The sequence below is a fragment of the Pseudomonas japonica genome, from assembly GCF_900188455.1.
Lineage (GTDB): Bacteria > Pseudomonadota > Gammaproteobacteria > Pseudomonadales > Pseudomonadaceae > Aquipseudomonas > Aquipseudomonas japonica.
Map to the genome: position 1 here is coordinate 386,262 of NZ_FZOL01000001.1, position 13,840 is coordinate 400,101.

Below are 13,840 nucleotides of genomic sequence, written 5' to 3' on the forward strand. Positions count from 1 at the left end.
GCCCGCGGCCCCGGTGCCTGCCGCACCGGGGCCGCGCTTGGAGGAACGAACAGATGAATACGCGAAATTTGGATTTGGCCGCGCCCAGCGTCGAAGGTGTGCTCGATGGCGAACTGGACCCCAACAGCGTGCCCGAGGCTGGCGCCAATGTGCATGTCCTCGAGGTGAGCACGGACTGGGCCGACGAAACCCTGACCGTGTACCTGCGTGACGACGCCGACACGGTTCTGTTTTTCATCGAACGGCTGCTTGGCCCCCACGGCCGGCCCGTCACGGTGCAGATTCCCAAGGACATCCTGGTGGACAACACCGGCAAGGACGTCACGGTGAGCTACAGCGTGACCAACGTCGGCGACTCCCACCCCATGAGTTTCACGCTCGCGGAAGGCTTCTCCGGTGTGGTGGAGTTCGACCTGTCGCCGCACAACTACCTGGTCGCCTACACCAACTCGCAGGCCCGGCCGCCCGAGGAACTGCCGGCCTTCACCCGCATGCAGCGGGTCTTGCCCGGTGCGACCGGCTACGGCAGCAGTGACGAGACGATCGCCCGGGTGGATCACCTCGGCATCGTCACCGCGCTGAGCAATGGCGCGGTCTCCATCACCGCCAGCGGCGCGCCTTCGGGACCGTCCAGCTACCAGCTGACGATCAAGGGCATCGACGAACTGCATGTGCTGAGCAGTGCGGCGGACTGGTCCGGGGCCGACCGGCTGTGCCGGGATACCGGCCTGACCCTGCCCTCGGTGGCGGATTTTGCCCGGCTGAAGGTGTTCTACCCGCTGCCGATCGGTTTCTACCTGAACCTGCCGGACTATCCGGTCTGGGGCACGGTCATCGGCGCGGGTACCGCCAATACCTACGACCTCAACAGCGGCGCCGCCGAGGGCATGGACATCACGTCCCTGCTGCAGGTGGTGGGGGTGCTGCACGGCTGACCCTTCAACATTTTCGCGGATGGCTGCCGTGAACTGACGGCGGTCACCCGGGAGACAGGAACATGAGCAAATTTCTGCTGCATCTGTGCGGCACGCTATCCCTTTGCCTGCTGCTCGGTCTGGGTGGACTGCAGGCCCATGCCCTGAGTGGGCCGGAAGTCGCTCAACGGCTGAACCAGGCCTATGTCAGCACCCCGGATCGTTGCGTGAACAATCGTGCCGCGTATTACTGCAGCGGAGTGATGTTCAAGCAGACCCTGGCCACCGACCCCGTGCCGTTCTGGAGCCATGGACCGGATGCGATCGGGCGTGGTGCCGAGCGTTTCGATTTCCTGCGCAGCGATATCACGCCGGGGCCTCTGGCCCAGGACAGCGGCTATATCTTCGCCGACCGCTTCACCGCGATCGGCCAGGACAAGGACTACCAGTTGCAGGGCGACGATGGCATGAACCGGCCGCCGGAGTTGCTGGTGCTCAATTGGGCGGCATTGCCGCCCACGCTGTTGCCGGTGCAGGCCCTGTATTACCGCTCGATGGCGGGGTTGAAGCTGGCACTGCGCAATCAGCTCGACTGGTTCGAGGCCACCGGTGACTGGTTGCCGGTACTGCGTTTCGACGCCGCCGGGAGTCCGGGGCAACAGTTCGGTTTCGAGCTGCGGGACCAGCTGTACTACGGCTACCAGGTGGCGGACCGGATCAACCGGCGCTTCGCCGATACCGCTTCGACCTGTCCTGGCGGGCGTTCGGCGCTGTACTGCAACGGTGTGATCATTCGCGGGACCGGCTTCGGCGCCGCCTTCCACTCGTGGAATCCCAGCCCGAACTCGGTATCGCGCGACGGTGTGTCGTTCACCCTGGTGCGCAGCGACGTCGGCACCACCGGGGTGGTCGGCACCGAGGGCCTGATCTTTCACGAACTGGGCAGGCCGGCTGCCCATTCCGTGAGGTTTCGTTGCGCCTACCCGGCCAATGCCGGTACCAGCACCATTCCCAACAGCTGCCGGGCCAGTTGCAAGTCGGAGAACATCACCACGGTCGCGGCGTGGAGGGCCAAGTACAACTCCGGCCCCGGAGGGAGTTGCACGTTCCTCGATACACCGGCCGAAATCCAGCTCAATACCGACGTCCGGGTCGGGCAGAGCTGGGCCAATGGGCACAACGAACTGATCATCGGCGCCTGGCCGCAGGACATTCCGAGCCAACTGCCGATCGAGGCGTTCTTCTGGGAGGGCGGCAGCGGGTTGAACGGTGCGCGCTACATCCAGAACGACTTCCTTCAGGAAACCGTGCGTTTCATGCCCATCGTGCGGGTCGACCTGAGCGCGGCAGGCGCGAAGTTCGTCTACGTGCCGGCGGACCAGAGCTACTGAGCGAGAGGAGTACCCCATGCGCGGACCATTCTGGCGGCGTTGCCTGGCGCTGCTTTGCCTGTACCTGGCTGCCCAGCCGGGCTGGGCCCTCACCGGGCCGGAACTGGCCCTGCGCCTGAACCAGTCCTGGAACAGCACGCCCGATCGGTGCGTGGACAATCACTCGGCGTACTACTGCAGCGGCGTGATGCTCAAGCAAGTCCAGGCCAGCGATCCCGAACCGTTCTGGACCCATGGCCCGGAGGCCGTCGCCCGAGGGGCGGAGCGTTTCGACTACCTGCGCCGCGATATCACGCCCGGCCCGCTGACGCAGATGAGCGGCTACCTGTTCGCCGACCGCTTCACCGCCATCGGCCAGGACAAGGACTACCAGTTGCAGGGCGACGACGGCATGAACCGGCCACCGGAACTGCTGGTGCGCAACTGGAATGCCACGCCGCCGGGGCAGTTGCCGATCGTCGCGGTGTATCACGATGTCCGCCAGCCCGGCGGCCTGGTCGCGGCGCTGCGCGACCAGCGGGCGTGGTTCCAGGCCACCGGGGAATGGCTGCCGGTACTGCGCCTGGACAGCAGCGACGGGCAGACCCCCTTCGGTTTCGATCTCCGCGAGCAGGTGTACATCGGTTACCAGGTGGCGGCGCGGCTCAATCAGCGTTACCAGGATGACGCGGCGGCCTGCCCCGGCGGCGAGGCCTCGCACTATTGCAACGGCGTGCTGATCCGCGGCACCGTGCCCGGCCCGCCGCCGTCGTGGAACCCCAAGCCGAATGCCATTGCCGACAAGGGCGTGTCGTTTTCCTACCTGCGCAAGGACCTCGGTTCGCGGCGCATCTATTACGCACAGGGCTTCATCGTTCGCGAACTGAACTACCCGGCCGTCCATCCGCTGACCCTGCGCTGCGAATACGCCGGTGACGCCGGCACCGGCGCGCCCGACCGCTGCCGGCCGGATTGCAGCCTGAAGGGCATCCACACCCTGGACGACTATCGGCGCCATTACCCCAACAATACCTATGCCCGTGATTGCAGCCTGGGGCCCAGTGCCCAGGCGTTTCACCTGAACAACCAGGTACGTTTCAACCAGAACTGGACGGCCACCAACTGGAACGAACTCATCATCACGCCCTGGCCACTGGACATACCGCTGCAACTGCCGCTGGAAGCCTTCTTCTATAACTGGGAGCAGCCGGCCGGGGTGGCGGGCGCCCAGTACATCCAGCGCGACTACGCCCAGGTTACCGGCAGGTTTCTGGTCATCGTGCTGATCGACCTCAGCGCGCCGGCGGGCTCGGTATTCTCGTTCGATCCCGCGGTGCAGGCGCTGCCCTGAGCCAGCGTGTGACCGGCCGCCCGTGCAAAGCGGGCGGTCGTCGCGGCGCGGTGGTGTCCGGCTAACGGAATCTCCCATAACCCTTCGGCATCAGGTACAATTCCCGGCTATTTTTCGGCGGGCGTCCGGCCCGCGGCCTTTTTGAGTGTTGATCCGTGAGTGATTTGAGTCATATCCGCAATTTCTCCATCATCGCCCACATTGACCACGGCAAGTCGACCCTGGCTGACCGGTTCATCCAGATGTGCGGTGGCCTGAGCGACCGCGAGATGGAAGCGCAGGTCCTCGACTCCATGGACCTGGAGCGTGAACGCGGGATCACCATCAAGGCCCACAGCGTCACCCTGCATTACAAGGCCGGCGACGGCAAAACCTACCAGTTGAACTTCATCGACACCCCCGGTCACGTCGACTTCACCTATGAAGTCAGCCGTTCCCTGGCCGCCTGCGAAGGCGCGCTGCTGGTGGTCGATGCCGGTCAGGGCGTCGAGGCGCAGTCGGTCGCCAACTGCTACACCGCCATCGAGCAGGGCCTGGAAGTCATGCCGGTCCTGAACAAGATGGACCTTCCGCAGGCCGATCCGGACCGCGTGAAGGAAGAAATCGAGAAGATCATCGGCATCGACGCCACCGACGCCGTGGCCTGCTCGGCGAAGAGCGGCATGGGCGTGAACGAGGTGCTGGAGCGCCTGGTGCAGACCATTCCGGCGCCGGAAGGCGAGATCGATGCGCCGCTGCAGGCGCTGATCATCGACTCCTGGTTCGACAACTACCTGGGCGTCGTGTCCCTGGTCCGCGTGCGTCACGGCCGCGTGAAGAAGGGCGACAAGATCCTGGTCAAGTCCACCGGCAAGGTGCACCTGGTCGACAGCGTCGGCGTGTTCACGCCGAAGCACACCGCCACCGCCGACCTCAAGGCCGGTGAAGTAGGCTTCATCATCGCCAGCATCAAGGACATCCACGGCGCGCCGGTAGGCGACACCCTGACCCTGTCCTCGACCCCGGAAGTCGCTGTGCTGGACGGCTTCAAGAAGATCCAGCCACAGGTTTATGCCGGCCTGTTCCCCGTCAGTTCCGACGATTTCGAAGATTTTCGTGATGCGTTGCAGAAACTGACCCTGAACGACTCGTCGCTGCAGTACACCCCGGAAAGCTCCGATGCCCTGGGCTTCGGCTTCCGTTGCGGCTTCCTCGGCATGCTGCACATGGAGATCATCCAGGAGCGCCTGGAGCGCGAATACGACCTGGACCTGATCACCACCGCGCCGAGCGTGATCTTCGAGGTCAAGCTCAAGACCGGCGAAACCATCTACGTCGACAACCCGTCGAAGCTGCCGGACGTGTCCTCGGTCGAGGACTTCCGCGAGCCGATCGTCGCCGCGACCATCCTGGTGCCGCAGGAGCACCTGGGCAACGTCATCACCCTGTGCATCGAGAAACGCGGCGTGCAGCGCGACATGCAGTTCCTCGGTTCGCAGGTGCAGGTGCGCTATGACCTGCCGATGAACGAAGTGGTGCTGGACTTCTTCGACCGCCTCAAATCCACCAGTCGTGGCTATGCTTCGCTGGATTACCATTTCGACCGTTATCAGTCGGCCAACCTGGTCAAGCTCGATGTACTGATCAACGGCGACAAGGTCGATGCCCTGGCATTGATCGTTCACCGTGACAACGCGCACTACAAAGGTCGCGCGTTGACCGAGAAGATGAAGGAACTGATCCCTCGGCAGATGTTCGATGTGGCGATCCAGGCAGCCATTGGCGGCCAGATCGTTGCCCGGACCACGGTCAAGGCACTCAGAAAGAACGTACTGGCCAAGTGCTACGGTGGCGACGTGAGCCGTAAGCGCAAACTGTTGGAGAAACAGAAGGCTGGTAAGAAACGCATGAAACAGGTGGGCAACGTGGAGATTCCACAGGAAGCCTTCCTCGCCGTGCTCCGCTTGGATAGCTAGGTCCTATGTCACTAAATTTCCCGCTGTTGCTTGTCATTGCAGTCGCTGTCTGTGGGCTGTTGGCGCTGCTCGATCTGCTGTTCCTGGCACCGCGCCGGCGGGCAGCGATCGCCACCTACCAGGGCAGCGTCAGCCAGCCCGAGATGGCGGTGGTCGAGCAGTTGAACAAGGAGCCGTTGCTGGTCGAGTACGGCAAGTCGTTCTTTCCGGTGCTGTTCATCGTGCTGGTGCTGCGTTCGTTCCTGGTCGAGCCATTCCAGATCCCTTCGGGATCGATGAAACCGACCCTGGAAGTGGGCGACTTCATCCTGGTCAACAAGTTCTCCTATGGCATTCGCCTGCCGGTGATCGACAAGAAGGTCATCGAGGTCGGTGATCCGCAACGCGGCGATGTGATGGTGTTCCGCTACCCGAGCGACCCGAACGTCAACTACATCAAGCGCGTGGTCGGCCTGCCGGGCGACCAGGTGCGCTACACCAGCGACAAGCGCCTGTACGTCAATGGTCAACTGGTCGCCGAGCAACTGGTCGGCGCCGAGCCGGGCACCCTGGGCAGCGCGGAGCTGTACAAGGAGAAACTCGGCGAGGCCGAGCACCTGATCCGCAAGCAGATGAGCCGCTACAACGTACCGGCCGACCAGCAGTGGACGGTGCCCGCCGGGCACTACTTCATGATGGGCGACAACCGCGACAACTCCAACGACAGCCGCTACTGGGACGATCCGTCGATTCCCAAGGAGCTGCTGGGCATGGTTCCTGACCAGAACATCGTCGGCAAGGCCTTTGCCGTGTGGATGAGCTGGCCGGAGCCGAAACTCAGCCACTTCCCGAGCCTGTCGCGGGTAGGGCTGATCAAGTAGCACCTTCACGGCGCTGTCCCTCGGGACGGCGCCGAATGCTTTTCTGGCATAGGCTGTATCGAGGGGCCCGGCAGCGGCTCCCGGCCCTGCAGGCCAGCAGGCATGATTCCATACCGTTTTTCAGGATCTGCATTTGAACAACGCTTTTCTGAACCACCAAGAACATCGCGTGGGTACACCGTGAGCCCTTCCCTGAGTCGCCTCGAGCGCAAGCTCGGCTACACCTTCAAGAACCAGGAGCTGATGCTGCTGGCCCTGACCCATCGCAGCTTCGCCGGGCGCAACAACGAGCGCCTGGAGTTTCTTGGCGATGCGATCCTCAACTTCGTCGCCGGCGAAGCCCTGTTCGAGCGTTTTCCCCAGGCCCGTGAAGGCCAGCTGTCGCGCCTGCGCGCGCGTCTGGTGAAGGGCGAGACCCTGGCCCTGCTGGCCCGCGGCTTCGAGCTGGGCGACTACCTGCGCCTGGGCTCGGGCGAGCTGAAAAGCGGCGGTTTCCGTCGCGAGTCGATCCTCGCCGATGCCCTGGAGGCATTGATCGGTGCGATCTACCTCGACGCCGACATGCAGACCGCCCGCGAGCGCGTGCTGTCCTGGCTGGCCGGCGAGTTCGACAGCCTGACCCTGGTCGACACCAACAAGGACCCGAAAACCCGTCTGCAGGAATTCCTCCAGTCGCGGGCCTGCGAACTGCCCCGCTATGAAGTGGTGGATATCCAGGGCGAGCCGCACTGCCGGACGTTCTTCGTCGAGTGCGAAGTGACCCTGTTGACCGAAAAGAGCCGGGGGCAGGGTGTCAGCCGGCGTATCGCCGAGCAGGTGGCAGCCGCCGCGGCACTGATCGCCCTGGGCGTGGAGAATGGCAATGACTGAAGAACTGAACACCACCCGTTGCGGCTACGTCGCCATCGTCGGCCGTCCCAACGTGGGCAAGTCGACGCTGCTCAACCATATCCTCGGGCAGAAGCTGGCGATCACTTCGCGCAAGCCGCAGACCACCCGTCACAACATGCTCGGGATCAAGACCGAGGGCGATATCCAGGCGATCTACGTCGATACCCCGGGCATGCACAAGAGCAACGAAAAGGCGCTCAACCGCTACATGAACAAGACCGCCTCGGCGGCGTTGAAGGACGTCGACGTGGTGATCTTCGTGGTCGACCGCACCCGCTGGACCGATGAGGACCAACTGGTGCTCGAGCGCGTGCAGTACGTGCAGGGCCCGGTGATCCTGGCGATCAACAAGACCGACCGCATCGAGGAGAAGGCCGAGCTGATCCCGCACCTGCAATGGCTGCAGGAGCAACTGCCGAACGCCGAGATCGTGCCGATTTCCGCGCAGCAGGGGCACAATCTCGACGCCCTGGAAGGCCTGATCGCCAAGCACCTGCCGGAGAACGAGCACTTCTTCCCGGAAGACCAGATCACCGACCGCAGCAGCCGCTTCCTCGCCGCCGAGCTGGTGCGCGAGAAGATCATGCGCCAGCTCGGCGCCGAGCTGCCGTACCAGATCACCGTGGAAATCGAGGAATTCAAGCAGCAGGGCCATGTCCTGCACATCCACGCGCTGATCCTGGTGGAACGCGACGGACAGAAGAAGATCATCATTGGCGACAAGGGCGAGCGCATCAAGCGCATCGGTTCCGAGGCGCGCAAGGACATGGAAGTGCTGTTCGACGCCAAGGTCATGCTCAACCTCTGGGTCAAGGTCAAGGGCGGTTGGTCCGACGACGAGCGCGCCCTGCGTTCGCTGGGCTACGGCGACCTGTAAGCCCCCGCGCCCGGCGGCGTCCGCTGCCGGGCCAACTTTTCTCCGAAGCCGATCATGGAACAGCCAGACGCCCAGCCGGCCTACGTCCTGCACAACCGCGCCTACCGCGAAACCAGCGCCCTGGTGGATTTCCTCACCCCGCAGGGACGGTTCCGCGCGGTCATGCGCCGGGCCCGTGGCAAGGGTGGCAGCCTGGCGCGGCCGTTCGTGCCGCTGGAAGTGGAACTGCGCGGACGTGGCGAACTGAAGAACGTCGGTCGCCTGGACAGCATCGGCGTCGCCGCCTGGCTGCATGGCGATGCACTGTTCAGCGGGCTGTACCTGAATGAGCTGCTGATCCGCCTGTTGCCGGCGGAAGATCCCCATCCCGTGCTGTTCGAGCACTACGCCGCGACCTTGCAGGCGCTGGGTGCCGGGCGGCCGCTGGAACCGCTGCTGCGCAGCTTCGAATGGCGCCTGCTGGATGAACTGGGCTATGCCTTCGCCCTCGACCAGGACATCAATGGCGATGCCCTGGTGCCGGATGGCTGGTACCGCCTGCAGGTGGATGCCGGGCTGGAGCGGGTCTACCTGCTGCAGCCGGGGTTGTTCAGCGGTGTCGAGCTGGCGGCCATGGCCAGCGCCGACTGGGACGCACCCGGCGCCTTGAGCGCGGCCAAGCGCCTGATGCGCCAGGCCCTGGCCGTTCATCTGGGCGGCCGGCCCCTGGTCAGCCGGGAACTGTTTCGCAAGCGTTGAGCTCGTCGTATGCTGTCGGGCTCAACTTTCAGGAGAGCTTCTTCGTGACTCACAGCAACCGCATCCTTCTCGGCGTCAACATCGACCACGTGGCGACCCTGCGCCAGGCCCGTGGCACCCGATACCCCGACCCGGTCAAGGCCGCGCTGGATGCCGAAGAGGCGGGTGCCGACGGCATCACCGTGCACCTGCGCGAAGATCGCCGGCATATCCAGGAGCGCGACGTGCTGGTGCTCAAGGACGTGTTGCAGACCCGCATGAACTTCGAGATGGGCGTCACCGAGGAAATGATGGCGTTCGCCGAGCGCATCCGTCCGGCGCATATCTGCCTGGTGCCGGAGACCCGTCAGGAACTGACCACCGAGGGCGGCCTCGACGTGGCGGGCCAGGAGGCACGGATCAAGGCGGCGGTGGAACGCCTGTCGCGTCTGGGTTCGGAAGTCTCGCTGTTCATTGACGCAGACGAGCGCCAGATCGAAGCCTCGCGCCGGGTCGGTGCGCCGGCGATCGAGCTGCATACCGGGCGCTATGCCGACGCGCACACCCCGGCCGAGGAAGCCGACGAACTCAAGCGCATCGCCGACGGCGTGGCCTTTGGTCTGGGCCAGGGCCTGATCGTCAATGCCGGACATGGCCTGCACTACCACAATGTCGAGGCCGTGGCGGCGATCAAGGGGATCAACGAACTGAACATCGGCCATGCGCTGGTGGCCCATGCGCTGTTCGTTGGCTTCAAGGGTGCCGTGGCGGAGATGAAGGCGCTGATCCTGGCGGCAAGCCGCGGCTGACTGACTTCGGCGTGGCGCTGTAGGAGCGGGCTTGCCCGCGAAAGGACCGCGCAGCGGTCCCCGATGGCGGTGAAGTCTGGGACCGCTGCGCGGTCCTTTCGCAGGCAAGCCAGCTCCTACAGGCTCACCCGCTCACCCCGGAAAGACCAGACTGAACCGCGTCGGCCCTTCCAGCGAACTGCTCACCTCGACCCGTCCGCCATGCACCTGCATGATCGAGCGCACGATCGCCAGTCCCAGCCCGGTCCCGCCATCCAGCCGCGAGCGGCCGCTGCCCACCCGATAGAAACGCTCGAACAGATGGGGCAAGTGCTCCGTGGCTATCCCCGGTCCGCCATTTTCCACCCAGCAATGCAGGCCATCGTCCCGCGCGCCGATACCGATACGCACCACGCTGTCCTCGGGCGCATGCCTGATGGCATTGCTCAACAGATTCGATAACGCCCGCTGCACCATCAGTCGATCGCCACTCACCATGCCCCAGCCGCTGACCTTCAAGGCGATCCCGCGGCTTTCCGCGCTGATATCGAACAGCTCCGCCACCCGCCGCGCCTCGTCGTCCAGAGCGACCGGGTTGAGCTGCATCTTCATGAGGGGTTGCTCGACCTGAGCGAGAAACAGCATGTCGGTGATGATCCGGCTCAGGCGGGTCAGTTCCTCGATGCTGTCTTCCAGGGCTACCTTGTAATCCGTCGTCGGCCGCTCGCGGCTGAGGGTGACCTGGGCCCGACCCATCAGGTTGCTGATTGGCGTGCGCAGCTCGTGGGCGAGGTCGTCGGAGAACTGGGACAACTGCTGGACGCCGTTTTCCAGGCGATCGAGCATGACGTTGATGCTCCGCGCCAGGGTCTGCAGTTCCTGCGGCAACCGGGTTTCCGGCAGGCGGTGGCCGAGGTCCTGGGCGGACACCTGCTCGGCGATGCGGCGAAACCGGCGCAGGGGCGACAGGCCGCGCTGCACCAGCTTCCAGGCGCAGACGCCGATCAGCAGCAGCAACAGCGGCAGGGCGAACAGGGTGGAGCGCAGGTAGGCGTGGAGCAGGTCGAGGTCTTCGCTGCGATTGAGGGTCAGCAGCACCTGCACCGCCGTGCCGTCTTGCAGGCGCATGCTGCGGGTAGCGCTCAGCAGCGAGTTGTTGCGGCTGTCGGTCCACTCGCTGAAGGCCAGGCGCGGGCCGATTGGCAAGGGCTTGCTCGGTGTCTCCAGCGCCGGGCCGAGGCTGAGCCGGGCCGGATGGCGCGGGCTGAGTTCGACCACACTCAGGCTCAGGTTGTCATGGCCCATCACCACGTCCAGCAACGGGTGGAGGCGGGCACGCAGGTCGCTGACCCGCAGATCGACGTTCAGGCTGTGTTCGATCTGTTCCATCTTGCGTTCGAGGTGGTCGCGGGCGCGCCGATCCAGTTCGCGATCCAGGGCCATCACCGCCAGCGCTGCCAGCAACAGCACCAGTGCCGCGCCCATCAGGATCACGCTCAGGCCCAGGCGCAGCGACAGGCGCGCAGGCCTCATGGACGGGCTTCCAGGACGTAGCCGACACCGCGCAGGGTGTGGATCAGCTTGTCCTCGAAGGGATCGTCGATCTTCGCCCGCAGGCGGCGGATGGAAACCTCCACCACATTGGTGTCGCAGTCGAAATTCATGTCCCAGACCAGCGAAATGATCTGCGTGCGCGACAGCACCTCGCCGCTCTGGCGCATCAGCAGATGCAGCAGGGCGAACTCCTTGGCGGTCAGGTCGATGCGCTGGCCGGCGCGCCAGGCGCGGTGGCGACCGGGGTCGAGTTCGAGGTCGGCGACCTTCAGCGTCGACGGCTGCAACGACTGCTCGCTGCGCCGCAACAGGCTGCGCACCCGTGCCAGCAGTTCGGGAAACTCGAAGGGCTTGAGCAGGTAGTCGTCGGCACCCAGGTCGAGGCCCTTGACCCGGTCCGACAGGCGCCCGTGGGCGGTCAGCATCATGATCCGCGTGGCCGACTGCGCGCGCAGGCGCTGCAGCACGGTCCAGCCGTCCAGTTGCGGCAGGTTGACGTCGAGGATGACCAGGTCGTAGGTCTGTTGCAGGGCCAGGTGCAGGCCGTCGGCGCCGTTGCGGGCACAGTCGACCACGTAGCCGTTTTCGCTGAGGCCCTGCTGCAGGTAGTCGGCGGTACGGACTTCGTCTTCGATGACAAGTAGACGCATGAAAGTCTCGAACTGAAGAAAAGCGGCGATTCTCGACCTTGAAGCAACTTCAGGGTCAAGGGTGGGGGAGGGAATGGTATGACAGGGTGTTGCGAAGGAGGGGTAAGTTACAGATTTGTAATGTTTCAGCCATTTGGGGGTTAGGTGATCCAGCGGGCTTGTTGTGTGAGCGAGCAAGCTCGCTCCCACAAGGGGCGTGTTTCCCCCTATTTTCTGGCCACCAGCACCGCCCGGCGTGGCGCCGGCAGGCCCTCGACGGTCCGGCTGTGATCCTGCGGATCGAGGAAGTCGCTCAGCGACTGGTACTTCATCCACTCGGTGCTGCGTTGTTCCTCGATGCTGGTCAGGCTGACGTCGACGCAGCGCACATCGCGGAACCCGGCGCGGCGCAGCCAGCGCTCCAGCGCCGGCACCGACGGCAGGAACCACACGTTGCGCATCTGTGCGTAGCGGTCCTCCGGGACCAGCACCTGGTTCTCGTCGCCTTCGATCACCAGGGTCTCCAGCACCAGCTCGCCGCCCTTGAGCAGGCAGTCCTTGAGCGCCAGCAGGTGCTCGATGGGCGACCGACGGTGATAGAACACGCCCATGGAAAACACCGTGTCGAAGCCTTCCAGGGCCGGCGGCAGGTCTTCCAGGGCGAACGGCAGGTGCCAGGCCGGCAGGTCCGGCAGGTAGCGCTGGACCGCCTGGAACTGGCAGAAGAACAGCCAGTTGGGGTCGATGCCGATCACGCTGTCGGCGCCGGCGCCGAGCATGCGCCACTGGTAGTAGCCATTGCCGCAACCGACATCCAGCACGCGCTTGCCGCGCAGGTCCAGGTGCGGTGCGACCCGCGACCATTTCCAGTCCGAGCGCCATTCGGTGTCGACATGCACGCCGAACAGGTCGAACGGGCCCTTGCGCCATGGCGACAGGCCCATCAAGGCGGCGCGCGCCTGTTCGCGGGTGGCGTCGTCGCAGGCGAAGTCCAGGCGCAGGCCGTTGACCAGGTCGACGCCGCTCGGTGTCAGGGCCGGGAGGCCATCCAGCGCGCTCTGCCAGCGTTCCAGGTCGCCATGACCCTTTTCCAGCTTGGCATCGAGTTGCGCCTGCAGGCCTTGCGACCATGGGGCCAGGGGAGTGCCCGCCAGACGGCGGACCAGGGGAGACAGATCGATCATGGCAGGGCAATCAGAGAGGCGAAGTTCAGGCACTGGAACCACGGCACCACCTTGGAGAATCCAGCGGCCTCGAGGCGGGCGCGGTGTTCTTCGAGGCTGTCGGGTTTCATCACGTTTTCGATGGCGCTGCGTTTCTGGGCGATTTCCAGTTCGCTGTAGCCGTTGGCGCGCTTGAAGGCGATATGCAGGTCGGTGAGCAGGGCCTGCTCATCGGCGTCTTCGAAGCGCAGTTTTTCCGAGAGGATCAGCGCACCGCCGGGCACCAGGGCCTGGCGGATCCGCGCGAGCAGGGCCAGGCGCGCCGCCGGTTCGATGAACTGCAGGGTGAAGTTCATCGCCACCACCGAGGCCGGTTGCAGTTCCAGGGCGGTGATGTCGGCGTCGATCACCTGCACCGGGAGCAGCTCCTGGTACATGGCGTCCTGGGCCTTGAGGTACTCGGTGCAGCGCTCGACCATGGCCGGCGAGTTGTCCACCGCCAGCACCCGGCAGCCTTCGCTGCGCACATGGCGGCGCAGGGCCTGGGTCACGGCACCGAGGGAGCTGCCGAGGTCGTAGAGCAGGGTATCCGGGCGGGCGAACTGCGCGGCGAGCACGCCGATGTTCTCGACGATGGTCGGGTAGCCGGGCACCGAGCGCTTGATCATGTCGGGGAAGACCCGCACGACATCTTCGTTGAAGGTGAAATCGGGAACCTGGGCCAGGGGAGTGGCGAACAGGCGATCGGGCTCTTTGCTCACGGCGTCATCA

Annotated in this window: 13 protein-coding genes; 9 read left to right on the top strand and 4 right to left on the bottom strand. The window is 64.8% G+C overall.

Going from position 1 to position 13,840, the window contains the following annotated elements; genetic code table 11:
* The first annotated feature begins 53 nt into the window (after positions 1–53).
* The 9 genes from CHB99_RS01650 to pdxJ all read left to right on the top strand — a co-directional run bounded on the left by CHB99_RS01650 (position 54) and on the right by pdxJ (position 9,744).
* Entirely contained in the window at positions 54–935 is an 882-nt protein-coding gene (locus CHB99_RS01650; protein ID WP_052419388.1) for a hypothetical protein, read from the top strand.
* Between the two features lie 62 nt (positions 936–997).
* Positions 998–2,305, top strand: coding sequence for a hypothetical protein (locus CHB99_RS01655; protein WP_042122665.1), 1,308 nt, complete (start codon positions 998–1,000; stop codon positions 2,303–2,305).
* A gap of 16 nt (positions 2,306–2,321) precedes the next feature.
* Positions 2,322–3,635: a hypothetical protein gene (locus tag CHB99_RS01660; protein ID WP_042122666.1), complete on the top strand. Its 1,314-nt coding sequence runs from the start codon at positions 2,322–2,324 to the stop codon at positions 3,633–3,635.
* A 155-nt stretch (positions 3,636–3,790) separates the two neighbouring features.
* Positions 3,791–5,590 (top strand): translation elongation factor 4, encoded by a 1,800-nt coding sequence (lepA, locus tag CHB99_RS01665; RefSeq protein ID WP_042122667.1) that lies wholly within the window; start codon positions 3,791–3,793, stop codon positions 5,588–5,590.
* A gap of 5 nt (positions 5,591–5,595) precedes the next feature.
* On the top strand, positions 5,596–6,450 hold the full coding sequence (gene lepB / locus CHB99_RS01670) for a signal peptidase I (protein ID WP_042122668.1): 855 nt from the start codon (positions 5,596–5,598) through the stop codon (positions 6,448–6,450).
* A 180-nt stretch (positions 6,451–6,630) separates the two neighbouring features.
* Positions 6,631–7,320, top strand: a complete 690-nt coding sequence (gene rnc, locus CHB99_RS01675; protein WP_042122669.1) for a ribonuclease III — start codon at positions 6,631–6,633, stop codon at positions 7,318–7,320.
* Positions 7,313–8,218 carry a GTPase Era gene (gene era / locus CHB99_RS01680; protein ID WP_042122670.1) on the top strand — a complete coding sequence of 302 codons (906 nt, stop codon included), beginning with the start codon at positions 7,313–7,315 and terminating at the stop codon, positions 8,216–8,218. Before rnc ends, era begins: the two co-directional genes overlap by 8 nt.
* Before the next feature lie 54 nt (positions 8,219–8,272).
* On the top strand, positions 8,273–8,956 hold the full coding sequence (recO, locus tag CHB99_RS01685; RefSeq protein WP_042122671.1) for a DNA repair protein RecO: 684 nt from the start codon (positions 8,273–8,275) through the stop codon (positions 8,954–8,956).
* 44 nt (positions 8,957–9,000) lie between these two features.
* A complete protein-coding gene (gene pdxJ, locus CHB99_RS01690) occupies positions 9,001–9,744 on the top strand; it encodes a pyridoxine 5'-phosphate synthase (RefSeq protein WP_042122672.1) in 744 nt (247 codons plus the stop codon).
* A 132-nt stretch (positions 9,745–9,876) separates the two neighbouring features.
* Here pdxJ and CHB99_RS01695 read toward each other — a convergent pair whose 3' ends face one another.
* The 4 genes from CHB99_RS01695 to cmoA all read right to left on the bottom strand — a co-directional run bounded on the left by CHB99_RS01695 (position 9,877) and on the right by cmoA (position 13,830).
* Positions 9,877–11,256: a heavy metal sensor histidine kinase gene (locus CHB99_RS01695; RefSeq protein WP_042122673.1), complete on the bottom strand. Its 1,380-nt coding sequence runs from the start codon at positions 11,254–11,256 to the stop codon at positions 9,877–9,879.
* On the bottom strand, positions 11,253–11,927 hold the full coding sequence (locus CHB99_RS01700; protein WP_042122674.1) for a heavy metal response regulator transcription factor: 675 nt from the start codon (positions 11,925–11,927) through the stop codon (positions 11,253–11,255). Before CHB99_RS01700 ends, CHB99_RS01695 begins: the two co-directional genes overlap by 4 nt.
* A 206-nt stretch (positions 11,928–12,133) precedes the next feature.
* The gene (gene cmoB / locus CHB99_RS01705; RefSeq protein ID WP_042122675.1) at positions 12,134–13,090 is read right to left on the bottom strand and encodes a tRNA 5-methoxyuridine(34)/uridine 5-oxyacetic acid(34) synthase CmoB; all 957 of its coding nucleotides are present in this window, start codon (positions 13,088–13,090) and stop codon (positions 12,134–12,136) included.
* Complete coding sequence (gene cmoA, locus CHB99_RS01710) at positions 13,087–13,830, bottom strand: carboxy-S-adenosyl-L-methionine synthase CmoA (protein ID WP_042122676.1); 744 nt, start codon at positions 13,828–13,830, stop codon at positions 13,087–13,089. The genes cmoB and cmoA overlap by 4 nt, the downstream gene beginning before the upstream one ends.
* Between the last annotated feature and the right edge of the window lie 10 nt (positions 13,831–13,840).